We start from the raw sequence: 19,776 nt of genomic DNA, 5'->3' as shown, positions 1-19,776 counted from the left end.
AGCCGGTGCCGCGCACACCCCGCGGCACCGGCTTCCGTCGCGTTCCGCCGTCCCCCCTGCGAACCGACCGGCACTCCCGCGCCCGCGCGGTGCCATGCCGCGCGGACCTTGCGGTTGTGCGGTCGGCACTACCCGGGCGGGTGAGCACATGCCGCCGACCGCCGTCCTCACCATCGTCGCGGGCACGGCGGGCACGCTCCGCGCCACCGGTCTCGCGGTGTCCGGGTACCGCGAGCGCCCCCCGCGTGCCTCCGGACGACCGGTCCCGACGAACCCGCCCGCCGCGAAACGTGGCGTCCTGTGAGGCGCGCCGCAGGGAGCCGCGGGCTTTGACGTGCCATATCCGGACGTTTACTATCCAGATATGCGAACAGGCAAGGGCGTCGAGTGGGCGGTGCACACACTGCTCAACCTCGCGTGGCTCGGGGACGGCGAGCCGGTCCCGACCGCGCGGCTGGCCGCCGTCCACGATCTGTCGGCGTCCTACCTGAACAAGCAGCTCCAGCAACTCGTCAAGGCGGGGCTGCTGGAATCCGTGCCGGGCGCGCGGGGCGGCTTCCGGCTGGCCCGCCCGCTGGAGGCGGTATCGATGCTGGACGTGGTCCTCGCCGTCGAGGGCGACGACCCCCTGTTCCGCTGCGCGGAGATCCGCCGCTGCGGCACCATCGGCGAGCGGGTGCCGGCCGGGGGCTTCAGCCGCCCATGTGCGGTGAACACCGCCATGGGGCGGGCGGAGCTGGCCTGGCGGAAGGCGCTGGCCGCACAGAGCCTGGCCGATGTGCGGGCTGAGGCCGAAGCGCACGCTCCCGCGGTGGGCTCGTACGTGCGCGGCGGGTTCGGGCGCGACTGAACCACCTCTCCCCGGGCGGGGCCACTCCGCCCTCCCGCAACATGACTGCAGCATGATTCAGGACAGTAAACATCTCGATTTCGCCGGCTGTGGGGGTGAAGGAGGTTACGTCAGCATGAGTGTCACGCGTACGCCCAGGCAGCCCGAGGTGCTCGAGGCCGAGTGGGAGACACACCGGCCCGCCGTCTTCGGGGTGGCGTACCGCCTGCTGGGGAGCGTGGCCGATGCCGAGGACGTGGCCCAGGACGTGTGGCTGCGGGCGGCGGGAGCGGATCTGTCCGGCATAGGCGATCTCCGGGCCTGGCTGGTCACGGTCGCCGCCCGGCGGTCGTACGACATCCTGAAGTCCGCACGCGTCCGCAGGGAGACCTATGTGGGTCCCTGGCTGCCCGCTCCGCTGCTGACGGGACCGGACGCGTCGGAGGCGGTGCTCGTCGACGAGTCCGTCGGGTCGGCGATGCTCCTGGTCATGGAGGAACTGAGCCCGCCGGAGCGGGTGGCCTTCATCCTCCACGACGTCTTCGGCATCGAGTTCAGCCGGATCGCCGACGTGCTGGACACCTCCGGGCCGGCCGCCCGCCAGCTCGCCTCGCGGGCGCGGCGGAAGGTGGCCGGGGCGAGGCGGTCCGCACCCCAGGCGTCCCGGGCGGAGCGGGAGCGGCTGCTCGCCGCGTTCCGCGCCGCGTACGAGGCCGGGGACCTGGCCGGGCTGGTGCGGCTCCTGCACCCTGAGGCCGTGTACGTCACCGACGGCGGCGGCAGGGTCGGCACCGCGCGCAGGGTCGTCCACGGCGGTGGGCGCATCGCCCGGCTGATGGTGGGCGTGCTGCTGCGGTCCGCGTTCGGACCGCATCGACCTGGTCGAGGTCGGCGGCGAGCCGGCCCTCGTGCACCGCCGCGCGGGCCGGGTCTTCTCGGTGGACACGGTGGAGATCGAGGACGGCCTGATCACCGCGTACCGCAGGGTCCTCAACCCGGAGAAGATCGCGCACGTCCGAACCGGCGCACAGGAGGCAAGCCGCCGTGCGTGACGGCGAACCCTCGACAAGGCTGACCCCACAGGCGACATCAGGAGGAGACACCCATGACCGAGCAGCAGCGCGTCAACATCGGAAAGCAGCACCCGGCCAACTACAAGGCGCTTCTCGCGCTGTCCGCGACGGTGGAGGAGAGCGCCGCCGAGGCGGGCCTGGACCCGCTCCTGGTCGAGCTGCTGAAGATCCGCACGTCCCAGATCAACGGCTGCGCGTTCTGCCTGCGGATGCACACGCGCGACGCCCTCAAGAAGGGCGAGAACCCGGACCGCATCGCGGTGCTGCCCGCATGGGAGGAGGCCGACTACTTCTCCGCGACCGACCGCGCCGCCCTGCGCCTGACCGAGGCGATCACGCGTGTCCCGGACGGGCATGTGAGCGACGCGGACTACGAAGCGGCCGCGGCCGTGCTCTCCGCCGACCAGGTCTCGGCGGTCGCCTGGCTGGCGACGCTGATGAACGCCTTCAACCGGGTCGCGATCACCAGCCGGTACCGGGTCGGCGGCTGAGCACGCGGCCGGCTCCCGGGCGGGGCCGGCAGGTCCGGACGTACGGTTGAGCCATGCGCGCTTCACCGGACGACGCCGCTGCCCGGGCGCGTGCGAGCAGCCCCTCGCATGCCGCCGGGCCGGCGTCCCGGGCGGAACTGGACCGGCTGCTGGAACTCGCCGCGCGCGACACGGGTGCCCACGCGGGCGCGCTGTTCCTGCTGGCGCCCGAGGGCGAGGCACTGCGGCTCGAAGTGGCCACGGGCATGCCGGCGGACTTCCTCGCGCCGTGGTTCGGGGTGGGCCTGTCCAACCACGTACCGGTGGCCGACGCGGTGCGCGAGCGACGGCTCGTGTGGCTCAGCAAGCCCCAGGAAATCGCCCATCGCTACCCGCGCACGGCGATCGCCATGCCGTACCACTTCGCGGCGGCCGCGGCACCGATCCTGACCGGCTCCGCGGCCTGGGGAGCGCTCCTGCTGATCTGGCCGTGCTGCGACACCGCCGAGGTGCCAGCACCCAGCCACGAGCGGGTCGGCGCCGCCTGCCGGCGCCTGGGCCGGTTCCTGCGGGACGCCGCCGACGCCGGGCACCCGGTCACCCCCGCGGCCTACCCGCGGACGGCGTCGCAGCCGCCCGCCAAGGAGTGGGAGCCGTCACAGGCCCTGGCCGCGGCGCAGTTCGCGGCACGCCTGCCGGGAGGCAGCGGCACCCTTGACCTCGAGGGCAGGTTCACCTACCTCAGCGAGACCGCGGCCGGCCTGCTGGGCGGGACCGTCCCCGGCCTCCTCGGCAGGCGCCCCTGGGAGGCCCTGTCGTGGTCGGCCGACCCCGCTTTCGAGGACCGCTTCCGGGCGGCCGTGGTCAGCCGGCAGCAGGAATCCTTCACAGCAATGGTCCCGCCGGGCCGGTGGCTCGCGTTCGAGCTCCACCCCGATGCCACCGGGGTGAGCGTCCGCATCGTCCCCCTCGGTCCGTGCCGCGTCCGGAACGCGGCACGCCCCCGCTCGCCTGCGCCCAGGGGCGCGCCCATCGCCCTTGGCGAGCTCTACCAGGTGCTGCACCTGGCCGCCGCCCTTTCCGAGGCCCTCGGCGTGGGCGACGTGGTCGACCTCGTCGCGGAGGAGATGCTGCCGACCTTCCACGCCCAGACGCTGGCCCTGGCCCTGCTCATCCCGGAGGACGGCCGCCTGCGGTTCATCGGCTGCCGGGGCTACAACCCCTGCCCCAAGGAGATGTTCACGGGAGCGGTGTTCACCTCCCCGGCCGCCGTCGGGACCCTCGCCGAGGGTGTGCCGGCCTTCTTCGCCACCTTCGAGGAGATGCTCGATGTCTACCCCCGCGCCCCGCGCCGGGAGGGCCTGGACGCCTGGGCCTATCTGCCGCTGATCGCCTCCGGCCGGCCCGTGGGCCTGTGCGTACTCGCCTTCGACCGGCCCCACCTCTTCTCCGGCAACCAGCGGACCGTCCTGACCGCGCTGGCCGGGCTGATCGCCCAGGCGCTGGAGCGCGCCCGTCTCTACGACACCAGCAAGGAACTCGCGGAGGCCCTGCAGGCGGCCATGCTCCCCGACTCGCTGCCGGATCTCCCCGGACTCGACGTCGCCGCCCGCTATCTGCCCAGCGTCCGGGGCATGGACATCGGCGGCGACTTCTACGACCTGGTCAGGGTCGACGACACCACGGCGGCCGCGATCATCGGCGACGTCCAGGGCCACCACGTGAGGGCGGCCGCGCTCATGGGCCGGATCCGGCCCGCCATCCGCTCCCAGGCCGTCGCCGGGGCCGCACCGGCGGAGGCCCTGCGCCAGGCCAACCGGCAGATGGTCGACCTGGACCCCGGCCGCTTCGTCAGCTGCCTGTACGCCCGGCTCGACCTCGTCCAGCGCCAGGCCCTCCTGGCCACCGCCGGCCACCCGCCACCGGTGCTGCTCCACCCGGACGGGCACGCGGAGGTCCTCACCGTGCCGCCCGGACTGCTGCTCGGCATCGATCCCGAAGCGGACTACCCCACCACCGAGATCCCCCTGGAGCCCGGCACCGTCCTCGCGCTCTACACCGACGGGCTCATCGAGACCCCGGGGATCGACCTCGACGACGCCATGGCCGGGCTGGCCACCCGCGTCGCCGGCGCTGCTCGCCAGTCCATGGACCTGCTCGCCACGGACCTGATCGACCACGCGCGCCGGACCGCTCCGCGCACCGACGACATCGCGCTGCTGCTCATCAGGTCCGTCGCCGTCGCCTGACGCGCTCGGTCCGCAGACCGGGTGACGGGGTGTCAACGGCCGGGGAGGCGCACCGCGAACGAACCGTACGAGGCGCGGTCCGGGCGCGCCCCGGCCGTCCGTCCCTGCCCGGCGAGGTCGTGTGCGACCTCGCCGCCGCCGTGGCCGTGGAAGAGGAGCCCGCCGGCGTCGTGGAAGACCTCGCTCACCTCGATGCCGCGACCGACGAGCTCCGCGCGGGCCTCATCGGGCACTCGGAGCCCGGCTGCGTGAGGTGCACCGCCCGCCAGTCCTCGCCGACGGCCTCGTCCAGGGCCGGACGGAGGCTCAGGTGCATGGCAGTGGTGTCCTTCGCATGGAGCGGGGGGCGGGTCTGTCAGGACACCGGCGTCGTTGCCGGCCCCGCCCCCCGGGTTCTCATCAGGGAGACGAGGCGGCCCGCACGGGTGTGACGACGCGGGCGGGGGCGACGTGCCGAGCGGGCCCCGCGGCAGGGCAGTACCGTGAAAAGAGGGGCCTCGAGAAGCCGATGTCTGCGGCGCGTTCGTCCATCGTGAGGTCAGTGCCCATGCCGAACAACGACACCAGCGGACCGGACGAGGGCCGACTCGGCTCCGGATCCGGCTCCGCCGAGCCCGTCCCGTGGCAGTCGTGCATCACCACACTGCTGGAACAGGAACCGCCCTTCATCCCCGACCGCGCCCAGGCGATGACCTTGCTCGTGCAGTACCCGCCCGGTTATCCGGGGATTCCGCCGCACCGGCACACCGGCCCCGCGTTCGGCTACGTCATCGAGGGCGAGATGCTCTTCGAGCTGGAGGGCGAACCGGAGCGCGTCGTCCGGGCGGGCGAGTCGTTCTGGGAGCCGGGCGGCGACGTCATCCACTACCAGGACGGCAACAACCAGGCGGGCCAATGGCTGCGCTTCGTCGTGGTGATGCTCTGTGAGCAGGGCAGGCCCATGCTCACGTTCGTCGACGACGGAGAACTCGCCGCCCGCCGGGACCGCCGCGCACCGCGCCCGTCCTGACCCGGCCGGCGCACCCGGGGGTGGGCGTTCGGGTCACCGGCGCGGTAGGCCGGCACCGGCAAGGGCGCCGTTCAGGGTGCGCAGTGCCTTCGCCGTACGCCTCCCGACCGCCCCGGCGGAGCAGTTGAGCAGTGACGCCGTCTCCTCGACGCCCAGGCCCTCCAGGTACCGCAGCCCGATCACGGCCCGCTGCCGCGGCGGCAGGCGGCGCAGGGCCCGGCGCATCGCGTCATCCGGGTCCGCCTCCCGGTACCGGTCGCCGGGCAGGGACGCCCGGGGCGTCCGCGCGTACGGCACCTCCCCACGCCGACGCCTCGGCCACCGGCGGAGGTGCACCCGCACCATGACCCCCCGCACGTATGTCTCGGGCCGGTCGTCGCGGATGCGCCGCCACTTCGGCCAACTCCTCGCGAGGGCGGTCTGCAGCAGTTCCTCGGCGAGGTGACGGTCGCCGGTGAGTATCCAGGCCGTGCGCAGCAGGCGCGGACCGCAGTGGGCCGCGAACTCCTCGAAGTCCGTCCAGCCGCCCTCCTCGGGCGGCGGGCCCGACTCGGCGCTGCTCAGGTTCACGCCAGGGAGACGAGGCGGCCGGCAGGGGTGTGACAGCCGCGGTACGCGACGGCCGGTGCACGTCGGGTGATGTGCGACCGATCCGAACTGGATTTCTGATATCCAGGTTGCCTGGGCGGGTCACATCCGCGCAGGCCGCCTCGTCTCCCTGGCGAGCCCCGGAAGGACCCAGGACGCCCGCGGCGCGGACCACCCCCACACTCCCTCGAACTTCGACGAGGTTGATGCGTGCGGCCGCGTTGTGTGGTCTCGTACGAGAGGGAGGATGCCGCATGGACGTTGCCAGTGACGCGGTGCCGATCGCGGAGCTGCTCGACGAGCGGCGGCATCTGCTCGATGTCGCCCACCGGATGTCGGGTGGCCGCCGCGACACGGAGAGCGTGATCGACGAGACCTACCGCCGGTGGTACGGGCTGTCCGGTGCGGAGCGTGCGCGGATCGTGTCACCCCGTGCCTGGCTGTCGGCGACCGCCGGGGACATCTGCCGGGGCCTCCCGGCCGCGCCCGGCCGGGAGGGTGGTGCCGGGCCCGGCGTTCCATCGGCGGGATACGACCACGAGCTCACCGCCGTCGCGCGTCGCCGGCTCCTGGCGCAGCGCTCCGGTCAGTCGCCTTCCCCGGAGCACGACGCGGTCGTCCGCGCCGTCGGGGATGCCTGCGCGGCGGGCGACGCGGCGTCCTTGTCGTCGGCGCTGTCCCCCGACGCCATGGCCGTGTTCGACGGCGGCGGCAAGGTCCGCACGACGCTGCGATCGGTGCACGGCGGCGAGCAGGTCACGCGCAGCCTGCTGACACTGCTGGGCCCGCACCCGCGCACCACGCTGACCGCCCAGTCGGTGAACAGCCGTACCGGACTCGTGGTGCGTTGCGACCACACCGTGGCCGCGGTCATCAGCCTCGACGTCACCGACCGGCGGGTGGCACAGGTCTGGGCCGTGCTCAATCCGGACAAGCTGCGCCGCTGGAATCAACGCGCGCACGCGACCGGCGCTTTCACCCCCGAATCCTGAGCGGGATCCAGGACATCTGATCTGTCACTTCCGCGGTGGCCGCGTCGTCTCCCTGACGGGAACGTGACCGCGACCACGCGCTCTCGCCCCCGGGCGCCATTCCCGCAGTACGGGCGCCCCTTCACAAGTGCAGACAGAATGGAATGCAAGCGTGACGACGATGCTCGACCGCTATTTCGAGATCGTGGACTCCGCCGACAGCGGTGACTCCCACCTGGACGACCTTCGTGACATCCTCGCCGAGGACGTGGTGCTGATGCACAGCGGCGACATGGTCCGGGGCCGGGACCTGGCCGTAGACCTCCACCGGACGCAGGCGGCCAAGTGGAAGGAGTCCAAGCACCATTGGACGTCCTCCGTGGCGGCGGACGGCTCCCTCACGGGCACGTGGAGCCAGGCCGGACTGGACCCGAAGGGCAACGGCGACTCCGGCAGCGGCCGGGTCTCCGCCTCTCTCGACCCGGACGGGCGGATCTCCCGCCTCCACCTGACGCTGACCGGCGGGTCGGACCGGGCCCGGGTGCTCATCGCCCGGCATCTGGAGGTCTGGATGACCCCGGACCCCGTCGCGCGCAGCAAGGCGATGGAGGGCATCTACACGGAGAACATCACGTTGATGGAGCCCGACCACGTATTCGTGGGCCGGGACGCCCTCAACGACTACATCACCGTCGTGCAGCGCCAGGCCCCGCCGTTGAGCGGCCTCGTCGTGAGTCACTCCCAGAACCGCGAATTCATCCACTGGGCCTGGAACTTCGGTTTCCCCGGCGGCAAGTCCGCATTGGGATCGGAAATACTCCAGTGCGAGGGCGACCTGATCGAGAAGGTCGTCATCTTCAGCTCCGACATGGACGTCGTCACCGAGGGCATGTGACGGCCGGGGACACGCAACACCCGTGAAGGGCCGGACCCGTGCGCGTCTCGTCCAGGCGTGCGCGGGGCCGGCGCGACCGCCCCACCTCGGTACTTCTCCCCACGGCACCGCCGGGCCGTCCCTCCCGGGCGGCTGATCCCGGCCTCCTCGGTCCACCAGCGGTGCCCGCTCCGACCTGCGGCGATCACGACCGGTGACGGTCGCCCACGGTAGTCGGCGCCTGTGGATGCCGTAATGCCCCTTGGGGCGTATGGTCCGGTTATGGGACCAGAGCGGTGTGGTGGCCGCGAGGCTCAGCGGCACCGGCGGACGGCTCGGCGCGCACGATACCGCCGGTGTCCGGCCCACGCGTCCCGGCACCAAGGCGACGGGGGCGAACGCGGTGACCCGGCATGACGTGAGGCCGAAGACGGGCGGCATGCGGCGCCTCGCGGGCCTGTTCGAGGGTCTCGTCCGGAACACCGACACCGCGGTGGGCATGCTCTACGTGCTCGCGCCGGAGGAGCGTGCGCTGGACCTGGTGGCGCTGTCCGGTACCTCCCGGCGGATCGCCGCACCCTGGGCGCGGATCGCGCTCGACGACGCGGCGCCGGTGGCGCAGGCCGCGCGGGAACGGTCGCTGGTGTGGGTGGGCAATTCCCGGGAGCTGGCCGAGCGCTTCCCCCGGGTCGCGCTGGTGGCCCCCTACGAGATCATGCTGGCGGCGGCGCCGATCATGGACGGCGACGAGGTGTGGGGGGCGGTGTGCCTGCTGTGGCCCGTCTGGCACCCGCCGGTACTGAGCCCCGGCGAGCGGGACGTGATCGGCATCTTCTGCGGCAGGTCGGGGCGGCTCCTGCGGCACTACTCGGACCGGGGCCACCCCGTCGTGGCCGGCGCCGACCCCCTGATCCTGCGGGCGGCGCGCCGCCGTGAGCCGGGGCGGGCCGAGGCGCTGGCGGCGTACGACTTCGCCGAGCGGCTGCCGACCGGGTGCTGCTCGCTGGATCTGGAGGGACGGGTCAGGTTCCTCAACGCGGCGGCGGCCGACCTCCTCGGCGCCGGTGCCGCGGACCTGATGGGCTCACTGCCCTGGGAACGGCTGCTGTGGGTCGACGGCCCGGCGTTCGAGGACGCGTACCGCGCCGCCGTCATCAGCAAGCAGACCACCTCGTTCACCGCCCTGCGCCCCCCGGACCAGTGGCTGTCCTTCCGCCTCGTCCCCGGCTCCTCCGGGGTCAGCGTCACCGTGACCCCGGCGGCGGGTGAGCCCGAGCGGGCCGCTGACGGGCCGGCGCTTCCCCCAGGCGCCCGCGGCCCGGTCGGCGCCTCGGCCATGTACCAGTTGATGTACCTGGCCGCGACGCTCACCGAGGCGGTCGGCGTGCAGGACGTGGTCGACCAGGTCGCCGACCAGCTGGTCCCGGCGTTCGAGGCCCAGGGACTGGTCGTGCTCACCGCCGAGGGCGGCCGGCTGCGCGTCGTCGGCCACCGCGGCTACAGCGACGAGTTCATGGCCAAGGTCGACGGAACGCCCCTGACCTCCGCCATCGTGACCGCCCGGGCCCTGAGCCGGGGCACCCCGCTGTTCTTCACCAGCTTCGCCGATCTGCACCGTGCCTACCCGCAGGCCCTCCGCTTCCGGAACCGGGACGCGTGGGCCTTCCTGCCGCTGATCACCTCGGGCCGCCCCGTCGGGCTGCTGGTCCTGTCCTACGACCGGTCCCGCCCCTTCCCGCAGGCCGAGCGGAACGTCCTGATCGCCCTGGCCGGACTCATCGCGCAGGCCCTGGACCGCGCCCATCTCTACGACACCAAGCACCAACTCGCCCGCACCCTCCAGACCGGCCTGCTCCCCAAGGAACTGCCGCGAATTCCCGGCCTCGAGGTCGCCGCCCGCTACCTGCCGGCCGGCCACGGGAGCGAGATCGGCGGCGACTTCTACGACCTCATCCACTGCGGCCCCAACTGCGCGGCCGTCACCATCGGCGACGTACAGGGCCACAATCTGCAGGCCGCCGCGCTCATGGGGCAGGTGCGCATCGCCGTCCACGCCCACGCCACCGCCCATTCCTCACCCGGCGACGTGCTGGCCCGGACCAACCGGCTGCTCTCCGATCTGGACCCCGGCCTGTTCACCAGCTGCCTGTTCGCCCACATCGACCTGGAGCGGCACGTCGCCCGCCTGGCCACCGCCGGCCACCCCCCGCCCCTGATCCGCCGGCCCGACGGGAACGCGGGGATCCTCGGCCTGACGCCGGGCCTGCTGCTGGGCATCGCACCGGACGGCGACTACCCCACCACGGAGATCCCGCTGCCCCCGGGCACGTTGCTGGCGCTGTACACGGACGGCCTCGTCGAGTCGCCCGGGGCCGACGCGGAGTCCGCCGCGGACGACCTCGTGCGGCACCTGGTGGCGACGGCCGATCTGGGAGTGGACGCCGTCGCGGACAGCCTCCTCGAACACGCCCTGCGGACCGCCCCCGGTACCGACGACACGGCCTTGCTGATCGTCCGCCCGAGCGGCCCCGGGGCCACCCCACCGGCGAACGAAGGACGACGAAGGACGGGACCATGATCCTTTGGGGCAACGGGAGGACCCGCGGCGCGGGGAGGGCCGGGCGATGACGGCCGCGGACACCTACGACGCGGTCGTGGTCGGCGGCGGCCACAACGGACTGGTGGCGGCCCTGTACCTGGCGCGGGCGGGGTGGTCGGTGGCCGTGCTGGAGCGGAACGCCGCCGTGGGCGGCGCCATCGCCGGCGGCGAGGTGACACTGCCCGGGTTCGTGCACGACCTGTACTCCACCAACCAGAACCTCTTCCTCGGTTCCCGGGCGTACGCCGACTTCGGCGCCGAACTCACGCGCCACGGGCTGCGGTTCCGCACCACCGACCGCCCGTACGCCAATGTGTTCCCCGACGGCCGCAGCATCCGCGTGTACGGCGACTACGCACGCACGATGGAGGAACTCGCGGCACACGACCCCGGGGACGCCGAGGGTTTCGCCGGCCTGTACCGCGAGTACCAGCGGTTCGCGCCCCACCTGTTCGCGCTCTACGGTTCCGCGCTGCCGTCCCCGTCGGCGGCGCGCGAGGTCCTGGGCCTGCTGCGCCACCACGGCGTACGCGGCGCGGGCGACCTCGCGCACACGCTGCTCATGAGCACCCGTGAACTGGGCGAGGTCTGGTTCGCCACACGCGAGGCGCAGGCGATGGCGGCCTGCTGGGGCATGCACCTGGACTTCGCACCGGACGTGTCCGGCGGGGCGATGTTCCCCTTCCTGGAACTGTTCGCGGACATGGAGAACGGCATGGCCCTCGTCGAGGGCGGCGCGCAGCGGCTGCCGCAGGCGCTCGCGGCCGTGCTCGCCGACCACGGTGGCGAGGTCCGCACCGGTGTCGGGGTCGACCGTGTGCTGTGCCGTGACGGGAGGGCCGTCGGCGTGCGGACCGCGGACGGCGGTACGGTGACGGCGCGGCGCGCGGTGATCGCGAACACCGGTCCGGGCGTGCTGTACCGGGACCTGCTGGAGCCGGAGGAGGTTCCCGCGCGGGTGCGCCGCAGGGCGGACCGCTTCCTGTACGGCCCGGGCACCCTGATGCTGCACCTCGCGCTCGACGGCCCCCTGCCCTGGGCGGCGGGAGAGGAGTTGTCCGGCTTCGGGTACGTCCATGTGGCGCCGTACGTCGACGACCTGGCGCGCACCTACACCGAATCGCAGGCGGGGCTGCTGCCCGCCGACCCGCTGCTGATCGTCGGGCAGACCTCCGCGGTCGACCCGACCCGGGCCCCCGCGGGCCGCCACGTCGTGTGGATCCAGGTCCGTACGATGCCCACCCGCATCCGCAGTGACGCGGCGGGCGCGATCCGGCAGACCCACTGGCCCGACGTCGCCGACGCGGTGACCGACCGGGTGCTGGCCAAGCTGGAGCGGTACGCACCCGGCAGCCGGGAACGGATCGCCCACGTCACCGCGTACACCCCGCAGGACCTGGAGGCGGCCGATCCCAACCTGGTGGGCGGCGACAGCACCGGCGGCAGCCACCACCTGGCCCAGAACTTCCTGTTCCGGCCGATGCCCGGGCACGGCGGCTACCGCACGGCGGTGCCCGGTCTGTACCTGACCGGTGCCGCGACCTGGCCGGGCGCCGGCAACAACGCCACATCGGGCGTGCTCGCCGCGCGCCGGGTGCTGTGGGATTCCCGCTTCCGGCGGTGGGACCGGCGGGCCCGGCGGGCCCGGCGGGACCGGCGGGCCCGGTGGGACCGGCGGGCCCGGCGGGACCGGCGGGCCCGGGCGGGTTCAGCGCCGGCCGCGCCGTAGCGGTCGGCGGTGGCATTCCCCGGTGTGAGGGGCGCTCAGGGCGCTGTGCAGGGCGTGCAGTACGGAGTCCAGGCGGGCCGGCAGCGCGAGCGGGGGAAGGTCGAGGGGCGGTGGAGGGGCGCCGGTCGCGGCGGAGGCGGCGAGGGTGTCGAAGGCACGCCGGACGCGGGCGGCGTCGCCGGGGCCGGGGCCGGGCCGCGGCCGCGGGGACGGCGGGCGGGTGGTGGAGACGGCCAGATAGCCCAGTTGCTGGGTGGCGGCGATGGCCGGCCAGAGCCGGGCGAGTTCGCAGGGGGCCGGGCGGTCTCCGGCGGCGCTGTCGGCGACGGTGCGGAGGTTGATCAGCTCGGTGCGCAGGCGGTGCCGGGCGCTGGCGGCGGCGCCGTTCCCGGAGTCGTCGGTGGTGAGGATCAGGTGCCAGGCCGTGCCTTCCGCGCGGATGACGTGGGCGAGGGTGCTGGGGAGCCGGACGGTCGACGTGCGCCGCCACAGGGTCAGACCTGCCGCCACGCCGACGACGCAGCCGCAGACGGTGTCCAGGAGGCGGGCCGTGACGAGGTCGCCCACGGGAAGGGCCGGTTGTGCGGCCTCGGTCAGGAACAGCGACAGGGGGGTGATGAAGGCGACGCCGAGCGCGTAGTTGTGGGCCAGGACGGCTTCCGCGGCGAACTGGGCGAGCATCACGGCCGCCACCAGAGCGGCCGCGCCGGGGTGGAAGGCCAGGACGGTGCCCCCGAGGAGGACGCCGGCCGCGGTGCCGGCACCGCGCTGCAGACCGCGCCGGATCACGGTGGTGACGTTGGCGCCCTGCAGGACGACGATGGCGGCGCCCGAGGCCCAGTAGGACTGTGCGAATCCGCTCAGGTGGGCGAGCCAGCCGGCGATGACGGCGCCCGATCCGACGCGCAGCGCGGCGGGCAGGACCAGGGAGTGCCGTTTCCTGGCCGAGGCCAGCAGCCGTGTGGCGCCGGACGGTTCGAGGAGTTCCCCGGCGTCGCCCGGCGGTGCCCCCGACACGGCATCGCGTACCGCCCGCTCGACCTCGCCGCGCACGGCACGCCGCCCGGCGGGTTCCCCGCCCGGCCCGGGGGCCGGGAGCGGGGGAGGGGTACGCCGCTCGCGAAGGCAGCCGGCGGTGCTGCGCAGCGCCCCGGCCAGGTCGTCCGGGAGCGGCTCACGCGATGCGGCGGCGGCGCGGACGGCTGCGGCGAACACGTGGTGGGCCTGCCGTACCGCGGTGCGCAGCCGTGCCCGGCCGCCCGCCCGGCCCCGGGGCTGGGGCGGTGCCGCGACGGCGTACCAGGCGGTGCGCAGCGCGATGGCCGCCTGGTGCTGGGCGGCATCCTGGCGGGGACCGCCGATCGCGTCGAGGTAGGCGGCGAGCTGCTCGTAGGCGTCGGCGACCGCCGTCGTCTCCGGCCCGCTGCGGTCGACCAGGAAGCCCGACATCGAGACCAGCCAGGCACAGGCGGCACCGGCCGCGGTGAGCGTGACCCGCTGCCCGGTCGCCGCCCCGTCGAAGGGCAGCGGAGTGGACATGGCACAGGCGAGCGCGAACAGGTAGCCGCCCGGCGGCCCGATCCGCAGCGCGTCGCAGACGTACGTGGCGACCGCGCCGACGAGGCCGATCACGACGGGCGCGAGCCAGATCCTGCCCCCGGCCAGCGACCCGGCGGCGACGGAGAGCACGAAGCCCGCCCCCACCCCGGCCAGGAGCACCGCCCGCCTGGCGTAGGGCTCCTTCGCGCCGTAGACGGCGGCGAAGGCACCCATGGTGGCCGCCAGTCCCCACGGCAGGTGGCCCGTGGCGGCGCCGGCGGTCAGGGGGATGCCCATGCTCACCGCCGCGCGCAGACCGGGGGCGTACCGGTAGCCGGGGCCGCCGCCGGGGCGCAGGGCGTCACGCAGGAAGCCGCCGGCACGGGCGGCTGGGGAGTGGGGCAACCTCGTGGCCTCCGAACGTCGGGACGGCGATGGAACCCGTGCCCCGCCCGCGCCGTGTGACGAGTCCTACCAGAGCGCCGGGCCCGTCCCGGGGAGGGAGGGCGCCCGGCGCGTCCGCCGGTGCGCACCGCCGGTGAGGCGGCACGCGGGCGTGGTCAGGCGAGGACCGGGTAGTCGGTGTAGCCCCGCTCGTCCCCGCCGTAGTAGCTCGCCGGGTTCGGGGTGTTGTAGGGCCCCTGGGCCTTGATGCGGGCGACGAGGTCGGGGTTGGCGAGGAACGCCCGGCCGAGGGTGACGGCGTCGGCGATGCCCTCGGTGAAGACGTCGTCGACGGCCTCGTGGGGCGGGCGCTCGTCGTCGTACTGCGGGTTGAGGACGAGCGTGCCGGGCCAGGCGGCACGGAGCTTGCGCGTCAGGTCGCGTCCGGCCTGCTCGCGGGTGTGGACGTAGGCGAGCGGCAGGTCGGACAGGGCGGTCAGCAGGGCGGTGTACAGCTCGACGGGATCGTTCTCGACGATGCCCTGGTCCGTGATGCCGGGGGAGATGCGCAGTCCGACGCGCTGCGCGCCGATGGCCTCGGCCACGGCCCTGACGGTCTCCACGACGAAGCGGATGCGGTTCTCGGTGCTGCCGCCCCAGCGGTCGGTACGGAGGTTGACGCTGTCGGAGAGGAACTGGTGGAGCAGGTAGCCGGAGGCGGAGTGGAGCTCCACGCCGTCGAAGCCGGCGGCGACGGCGTTGCGCGCCGCCGAGACGTGGTCGGCGATCGTCTCGAGGATCTCCTCCTCGGTCAGTTCGCGCGGGACGTCGTGCTCCTTGGGCCCCTCGGCGGTGTACGTGACGCCGGGCGCGCGCACGGCGGACGGCGCGACCGGGACCAGGCCCGTCAGGTCCCGGTGGCCGATCCGCCCGGAGTGCATGATCTGGGCGAAGATCGTGCCGCCGGCCGCGTGGACGCCGTCGGTCAGGGTGCGCCAGGCGGCCACCTGCTCGTCGCTGTGCAGGCCGGGGGTCGCGATGTAGCCCTGGCCGACCCGGCTGGGCTGGGTGCCCTCGGTGATGATCAGCGCGGCCGCCCCGGCCCGCTGCACGTAGTAGTCGACCATGGCCTCGGTGGCCAGTCCGCCCTCGGCGGTCGCGCGGTTGCGCGTCATGGGCGACATGAAGATCCGGTGGGAGACGCGGGTTTCCCCGACGGTGAGGGGCTCGAACGGTGCAGTCATCTCAGGTCAGTCCTTGTCCGGTGGAGGGTGCGCCAGCCCTGAGGGATAGGGGCTATCTATTTGAAAGTGACTGGCCCTGGGGAAGTTAGCAGAGCGGACTCCTGTCGGCAAGTCGCTATCTTTTGGTAAGCTGTGCGGTATGAGCAGCTACGAGCCCGACTTCTGCCCTCGGTACCACCTGGCCGTCGAGATGATCGGCCGCCGGTGGGCAGGGGTGATCCTGCGCGAGCTGCTCCGGGGCGCGACGCACTTCCGGCAGATCAGTGACGCCATCCCCGACATCACCGACAAGCTGCTGTCGGACCGCCTCAAGCGCTTCGAGCAGGAAGGCGTCGTCGAACGCCATGTGCTCCCGACCACCCCGGTGACCATCGAGTACCGCCTCACCGCCAAGGGCCGCGCCCTGGAGGAGGTCGTCCGGGAGATCTCGACGTGGGCCGAGTCGTGGCTGCCGGCGGAGGACGAGGCGGACGAGGCGGTCCCGTCCGGCGAGGAGATCGAGCCGGCGGCCTGACGCCCCGCGGCCCGCGGTGCACGCGCACCGTGGGCCGCGGCGTGAGCGCCGCCCCTACCGCTCCAGCGCCTGGTTTCCGACGCCGCTCGTGACGGCGGCGCGCAGCGGGACGCCGCGGAAGCTCTGGATGAGGACGATCGCGGCACCGGCCGTGATGCACTGATCGGCGAGGTTGAAGATCCCGGAATCGCCGATCCGGATGAAGTCCAGTACGGCCCCCCGGCCGAAGCCGGGGGTGCGGAAGAGCCGGTCGGCGAGGTTGCCGCCGGCGCCCGCGAAGATCAGTCCGAGACCGACCGCCCAGCCCGTGGAGCGTATGGAGCCGGCGACCCGCGCGATGGCCACCAGCGCGACGATCGCCACCAGCGTGAAGAGCAGGGTCGCGCGGGGGGCGAAGGAGCCGGCCGCCCCGGAGTTCCGGAAGGCGGTGAAGGTCACCGCGCCGCCCAGGGCGTGCCTGGGCTCGTGGCCCTCGACGACCACCGCGGCGATCGCCTTCGTGATCTGGTCCACGGCGAAGCCGGCCGCCGCAACCGTCCACAGCAGATACGCCCGCCGCACCGCCCACCTCCTGATCGCTGGTGCCCGCACCGAGCGTACGCGCAGCTCCCGGTGAGGAAGCGGGCGCCCGGAGCGAGCCGGCGGCGCGCGGCCCGGATTTAGTTTCACTTGATACGGTCTCGAACGGATGGATGGCTGGTAATGTGCGTCCATGACTGCCGACACGCCTCGTGGAGCCGGCGCCCCGCGCGCGACCGACCGCCCCGGGGACACCTCGCCGTTCGCCCTGGGCCTGCTGCTGCGCCGGGCGCACTGGCGCGCGGGCGCGGTGATGGTGGAGGCGCTCCGGCCGCTCGGCATCGAGATACGGCACTTCGCCGTGCTGATGGTGCTGGTCGACCGCGGCCCCACGGTGCAGCGGGACCTGGCCGCGGCGACGGGGTCGGACAAGGCGGGGATCATGCGGGTCGTGGACGACCTGGAGCGCAAGGGCCTCGCCGTCCGCAGGGCCGTGCCGGGGGACCGGCGGGTGCGGGCGGTGGAGATCACGCCCGCGGGCCTCGAAATGTTCGACGCGGCCCATGTGGCGGCCGAGCCCCTGGCCGACCGGCTTGTCGCCGATCTGGGCCCCGGTGAGCCCGAGCTGCTGACCGAGCTGCTGACCCGATTCGCCCATCCCTCGGACGGCGAGGCGTAGGCACAGCCGCAGAGAAGGATCTCCGGCCGCGTGGCGCTTGCGCCGCGCGGCTTTTTCGTCGCGTTCCGCGCCGGAGGGCCGGTCGTACCCCGTTCTTGGTTGTAAGAAAGTCGCACACGAGACGGTATTAAATGATACTGTCGCTGGTGTAACGAAGATGCGCGGGGTGGGAGGTCGTCGGGCCGCGACACCGATCCGAAGCGGTGCCGCGGTGAAGGAGGTGGATCATGAGGATTGCTTGTGGCCGGATACCGGTGCCATTGCCACGCTTGGACTTCCGCGGGGGCGACCCCGTGGGCGGACGCGGCCGTGGTCGGCCTCTGGCCGCCGCGGCCGGCGACCTGGCACTTCCCTGGCCCTGCGGCCGCACGCCGGGGCGGCCGGTATCGGCTTCCCTGGACGCCCTTCCCCGCCCCGTGGCGGCGGTGGTGGGTGCCGGTGGCGTGCTCGGGGCGGCGCACGTCGGCGCGGGGTACGCGCTGGAAGAACGCGGGTTCGTCCCCGACATGATCATCGGCACCTCGGTGGGCGCCCTTCTGGGGGCGATCGCGGCCGCCCATCCCGACGGTTCGGCGGCCTGGCTGGACCGCGTGTGGACCGGCCTGCGCCGTCGTGAGGTGTACCCGCTCGGCTATCCGGCCTCACGGGCCAGCGTCTTCGCCGACCGCGGCCTGCGCCGGCTGATCGAGCGGTCCGGACTGCCGTCCCGGATCGAGGAACTGCCCATCGCGTTCACGGCGGTCGCCATGGACCTGGACACCGGCGCCCCGGCGCTGCTCGACCACGGCGACCTGGAGTCCGCCCTGCTGGCCAGCGCGGCGGTCCCCGGAATCCTGCCCCCGGTCGACCGCGAGGACAGGACGCTCGTCGACGGCGGCGTGATCGCCTACCTCCCGGTGCTGGCGGCCCTTCAGGCCGGCGCGGCCAGCGTCGTGGCGCTGTCGACCGGCCCCGAGGGCGCACCCCCCGGCCGGACCGACCGGCGCCGCGGGGCCGGCGCGGTCGCCGCCAGGGCCGGGGTGCTCCTGATGCGCCACCAGATCGAGCGTGATCTGGACGAGGTGTCCCGGCACGTCCCGACCGTCGTACTGCCGACCGGCATCGACGCCTGGCCCGCACCCTGGGACTTCGGCCATTCCCAGCGGCTGATCAGCACCGCGCACCGCACGGCGGGGGACTTCCTCGACGCGCTGCGCGTCGGCGGGCCCGGCCTGTACCGAACCGACGCCCCCTCGCCGGCCACGGCCGGGGCGGCATCCTCTGTGTCAGGGGGCCTCCTGTGAGCACCATCGCCTTCCTCAACATCGCCATGCACGGCCGGGTCAACCCGACCCTGCCGGTGGTCGCCGAACTCGTCCGGCGCGGCCACCGCGTCACTTACCACACCTCGGCCGCCTTCCGTGAGGAGATCGAGGCCGCGGGCGCCGAGGTGTACCTCTACCCCGGCGGCGAGCAGCCCCTGCCCGATCCGCCGACACCGGTCACGCTGCTCAAGGGGCTGGCCGACAGCGCGGTCGGCCTGCTGCCCGCCGTCCTCACCGACCTGCGGCGCATCCGGCCGGACCTCGTCGTCCACGACAACGCCTGCCTGTGGGGCGCGGTCGCAGCCCATGAACTCGGCGTGCCGGCCGCCTCGTCGTTCACCACGTTCGCGTTCAACCGGCTCGTGCCGAGCCCGACCCGCGGCTCCTGGGACCTGCTGAGCGCCGCGGCGGCCCGGCCCGACAGCGTCCGGGGCTACCTGAGGTCGCGCTGGGACCTGCGCCGCCGCTACGACACCCACGGACTGCCCCTGGCCGACCTGGGCAACCTCCGCCAGCCGCTCAATCTCGTCTTCACCTCGCGGGCCTTCCAGCCCAGGGCCGGCCAGTTCGACGCCTCCTACCGGTTCGTCGGCCCGAGCATCGGCGCCCGTCCGGCCGACCCCTCCTTCCCCGTCGACCGGCTGCGGGACCCCGTGGTGTACGCCTCGCTGGGCACGGTGTTCAACGCCGACGCGCGGCTGCTGCGCACGCTCGCCACCGCCCTGGCCGGGCTGGCCGGCACCGCTGTCGTCTCCACGGGACGCACCGACCCCGCCGCGCTGGGCCCGCTGCCGCCCAACGTGCTCGTCCGCCGGTTCGTCCCGCAGCCCGAAGTCCTCGCCCGCGCCTCGCTGTTCATCACCCACGGAGGCATGAACAGCGTCAACGAGGCCCTGTACGCCGGGGTCCCGATGCTCGTCGTCCCCCAGGGCGCCGACCAGCCGATGGTGGCCCGTCGCGTCGAGGAACTCGGCGCCGGACTCGCGATCCCCACCCGGGACATCACCGAGGACGCGGTGCGCGGCCTCGCCGGACGCCTGCTCAAGGGCCCCGGGTTCCGGGCGGCCGCCGCCGGCCTGCGGACCGCCCAGCGCGAAGCCGGCGGATCCCGGCGTGCGGCGGACGAACTCGAAACCTACCTGGGCGCGGCCGGCCCCGCCGACCGGACCCGGGTCTGCGCCCACGCTTCGAGGCGGGGCTGA

Annotated in this window: 19 protein-coding genes; 14 read left to right on the top strand and 5 right to left on the bottom strand. The window is 73.8% G+C overall.

Annotated features, from left to right (window positions below; all coding sequences use genetic code 11):
• Positions 1-148 precede the first annotated feature (148 nt).
• The 5 genes from OIE69_RS03540 to OIE69_RS03520 all read left to right on the top strand — a co-directional run bounded on the left by OIE69_RS03540 (position 149) and on the right by OIE69_RS03520 (position 4,621).
• Positions 149-304 (top strand): hypothetical protein, encoded by a 156-nt coding sequence (locus OIE69_RS03540; protein WP_326570445.1) that lies wholly within the window; start codon positions 149-151, stop codon positions 302-304.
• A 60-nt stretch (positions 305-364) separates the two neighbouring features.
• Complete coding sequence (locus tag OIE69_RS03535) at positions 365-850, top strand: RrF2 family transcriptional regulator (protein ID WP_089228161.1); 486 nt, start codon at positions 365-367, stop codon at positions 848-850.
• Positions 851-965: 115 nt separating this feature from the next.
• Entirely contained in the window at positions 966-1,904 is a 939-nt protein-coding gene (locus OIE69_RS03530) for a sigma-70 family RNA polymerase sigma factor (protein ID WP_326570444.1), read from the top strand.
• 30 nt (positions 1,905-1,934) lie between these two features.
• Complete coding sequence (locus OIE69_RS03525) at positions 1,935-2,393, top strand: carboxymuconolactone decarboxylase family protein (RefSeq protein WP_326570443.1); 459 nt, start codon at positions 1,935-1,937, stop codon at positions 2,391-2,393.
• Positions 2,394-2,446: 53 nt separating this feature from the next.
• Positions 2,447-4,621: a SpoIIE family protein phosphatase gene (locus OIE69_RS03520; RefSeq protein ID WP_326570442.1), complete on the top strand. Its 2,175-nt coding sequence runs from the start codon at positions 2,447-2,449 to the stop codon at positions 4,619-4,621.
• 32 nt (positions 4,622-4,653) lie between these two features.
• Here the strand turns inward: OIE69_RS03520 and OIE69_RS03515 are convergent, their stop codons facing one another.
• The gene (locus OIE69_RS03515) at positions 4,654-4,854 is read right to left on the bottom strand and encodes a hypothetical protein (RefSeq protein ID WP_326570441.1); all 201 of its coding nucleotides are present in this window, start codon (positions 4,852-4,854) and stop codon (positions 4,654-4,656) included.
• Between the two features lie 314 nt (positions 4,855-5,168).
• On the opposite strand from OIE69_RS03515, the gene OIE69_RS03510 reads away from it, so the two are divergent.
• Positions 5,169-5,630, top strand: coding sequence for a cupin domain-containing protein (locus OIE69_RS03510; protein WP_326570440.1), 462 nt, complete (start codon positions 5,169-5,171; stop codon positions 5,628-5,630).
• 33 nt (positions 5,631-5,663) lie between these two features.
• Here OIE69_RS03510 and OIE69_RS03505 read toward each other — a convergent pair whose 3' ends face one another.
• On the bottom strand, positions 5,664-6,200 hold the full coding sequence (locus OIE69_RS03505; RefSeq protein ID WP_326570439.1) for a SigE family RNA polymerase sigma factor: 537 nt from the start codon (positions 6,198-6,200) through the stop codon (positions 5,664-5,666).
• Between the two features lie 272 nt (positions 6,201-6,472).
• On the opposite strand from OIE69_RS03505, the gene OIE69_RS03500 reads away from it, so the two are divergent.
• From OIE69_RS03500 to OIE69_RS03485, 4 genes are all read left to right on the top strand, one after another.
• The gene (locus tag OIE69_RS03500; RefSeq protein WP_326570438.1) at positions 6,473-7,210 is read left to right on the top strand and encodes a sigma-70 family RNA polymerase sigma factor family protein; all 738 of its coding nucleotides are present in this window, start codon (positions 6,473-6,475) and stop codon (positions 7,208-7,210) included.
• Between the two features lie 151 nt (positions 7,211-7,361).
• Positions 7,362-8,084 (top strand): hypothetical protein, encoded by a 723-nt coding sequence (locus tag OIE69_RS03495; RefSeq protein WP_326570437.1) that lies wholly within the window; start codon positions 7,362-7,364, stop codon positions 8,082-8,084.
• A gap of 418 nt (positions 8,085-8,502) precedes the next feature.
• Positions 8,503-10,641 carry a SpoIIE family protein phosphatase gene (locus OIE69_RS03490; protein WP_392567647.1) on the top strand — a complete coding sequence of 713 codons (2,139 nt, stop codon included), beginning with the start codon at positions 8,503-8,505 and terminating at the stop codon, positions 10,639-10,641.
• Between the two features lie 46 nt (positions 10,642-10,687).
• Positions 10,688-12,391 carry a phytoene desaturase family protein gene (locus tag OIE69_RS03485; protein ID WP_326570435.1) on the top strand — a complete coding sequence of 568 codons (1,704 nt, stop codon included), beginning with the start codon at positions 10,688-10,690 and terminating at the stop codon, positions 12,389-12,391.
• On the opposite strand, the gene OIE69_RS03480 is transcribed toward OIE69_RS03485, so the two are convergent.
• Both OIE69_RS03480 and OIE69_RS03475 read right to left on the bottom strand, forming a co-directional pair.
• Positions 12,371-14,335, bottom strand: coding sequence for an FUSC family protein (locus OIE69_RS03480; RefSeq protein WP_326570434.1), 1,965 nt, complete (start codon positions 14,333-14,335; stop codon positions 12,371-12,373). The genes OIE69_RS03485 and OIE69_RS03480 overlap by 21 nt on opposite strands.
• A gap of 155 nt (positions 14,336-14,490) precedes the next feature.
• Positions 14,491-15,558, bottom strand: a complete 1,068-nt coding sequence (locus OIE69_RS03475; protein ID WP_326570433.1) for an alkene reductase — start codon at positions 15,556-15,558, stop codon at positions 14,491-14,493.
• A 139-nt stretch (positions 15,559-15,697) separates the two neighbouring features.
• Between OIE69_RS03475 and OIE69_RS03470 the strand changes: the two genes are divergently transcribed.
• Positions 15,698-16,072 carry a winged helix-turn-helix transcriptional regulator gene (locus tag OIE69_RS03470; RefSeq protein WP_326570432.1) on the top strand — a complete coding sequence of 125 codons (375 nt, stop codon included), beginning with the start codon at positions 15,698-15,700 and terminating at the stop codon, positions 16,070-16,072.
• Between the two features lie 54 nt (positions 16,073-16,126).
• Here the strand turns inward: OIE69_RS03470 and OIE69_RS03465 are convergent, their stop codons facing one another.
• Positions 16,127-16,633 carry a signal peptidase II gene (locus tag OIE69_RS03465; protein WP_326570431.1) on the bottom strand — a complete coding sequence of 169 codons (507 nt, stop codon included), beginning with the start codon at positions 16,631-16,633 and terminating at the stop codon, positions 16,127-16,129.
• A 151-nt stretch (positions 16,634-16,784) separates the two neighbouring features.
• On the opposite strand from OIE69_RS03465, the gene OIE69_RS03460 reads away from it, so the two are divergent.
• From OIE69_RS03460 to OIE69_RS03450, 3 genes are all read left to right on the top strand, one after another.
• The gene (locus OIE69_RS03460) at positions 16,785-17,270 is read left to right on the top strand and encodes a MarR family winged helix-turn-helix transcriptional regulator (RefSeq protein ID WP_326570430.1); all 486 of its coding nucleotides are present in this window, start codon (positions 16,785-16,787) and stop codon (positions 17,268-17,270) included.
• Positions 17,271-17,695: 425 nt separating this feature from the next.
• Positions 17,696-18,553, top strand: a complete 858-nt coding sequence (locus tag OIE69_RS03455) for a patatin-like phospholipase family protein (RefSeq protein ID WP_326570429.1) — start codon at positions 17,696-17,698, stop codon at positions 18,551-18,553.
• A complete protein-coding gene (locus OIE69_RS03450; RefSeq protein ID WP_326570428.1) occupies positions 18,550-19,776 on the top strand; it encodes a macrolide family glycosyltransferase in 1,227 nt (408 codons plus the stop codon). Before OIE69_RS03455 ends, OIE69_RS03450 begins: the two co-directional genes overlap by 4 nt.

The organism is Actinacidiphila glaucinigra (genome assembly GCF_035918135.1).
GTDB lineage: Bacteria > Actinomycetota > Actinomycetes > Streptomycetales > Streptomycetaceae > Actinacidiphila > Actinacidiphila glaucinigra.
Note: the sequence above shows the minus strand (reverse complement) of the source record. Positions and strands in the feature narration are given on the sequence as shown.

What these genes read in the sequence shown, in the direction of transcription:
- OIE69_RS03540 (WP_326570445.1), top strand. Translation starts at nt 149, where the DNA reads ATGCCGCCGACCGCCGTCCTCACCATCGTCGCGGGCACGGCGGGCACG.
- OIE69_RS03535 (WP_089228161.1), top strand. Translation starts at nt 365, where the DNA reads ATGCGAACAGGCAAGGGCGTCGAGTGGGCGGTGCACACACTGCTCAAC.
- OIE69_RS03530 (WP_326570444.1), top strand. Translation starts at nt 966, where the DNA reads ATGAGTGTCACGCGTACGCCCAGGCAGCCCGAGGTGCTCGAGGCCGAG.
- OIE69_RS03525 (WP_326570443.1), top strand. Translation starts at nt 1,935, where the DNA reads ATGACCGAGCAGCAGCGCGTCAACATCGGAAAGCAGCACCCGGCCAAC.
- OIE69_RS03520 (WP_326570442.1), top strand. Translation starts at nt 2,447, where the DNA reads ATGCGCGCTTCACCGGACGACGCCGCTGCCCGGGCGCGTGCGAGCAGC.
- OIE69_RS03510 (WP_326570440.1), top strand. Translation starts at nt 5,169, where the DNA reads ATGCCGAACAACGACACCAGCGGACCGGACGAGGGCCGACTCGGCTCC.
- OIE69_RS03500 (WP_326570438.1), top strand. Translation starts at nt 6,473, where the DNA reads ATGGACGTTGCCAGTGACGCGGTGCCGATCGCGGAGCTGCTCGACGAG.
- OIE69_RS03490 (WP_392567647.1), top strand. Translation starts at nt 8,503, where the DNA reads ATGCGGCGCCTCGCGGGCCTGTTCGAGGGTCTCGTCCGGAACACCGAC.
- OIE69_RS03485 (WP_326570435.1), top strand. Translation starts at nt 10,688, where the DNA reads ATGACGGCCGCGGACACCTACGACGCGGTCGTGGTCGGCGGCGGCCAC.
- OIE69_RS03475 (WP_326570433.1), bottom strand. Translation starts at nt 15,558, where the DNA reads ATGACTGCACCGTTCGAGCCCCTCACCGTCGGGGAAACCCGCGTCTCC.
- OIE69_RS03470 (WP_326570432.1), top strand. Translation starts at nt 15,698, where the DNA reads ATGAGCAGCTACGAGCCCGACTTCTGCCCTCGGTACCACCTGGCCGTC.
- OIE69_RS03460 (WP_326570430.1), top strand. Translation starts at nt 16,785, where the DNA reads ATGACTGCCGACACGCCTCGTGGAGCCGGCGCCCCGCGCGCGACCGAC.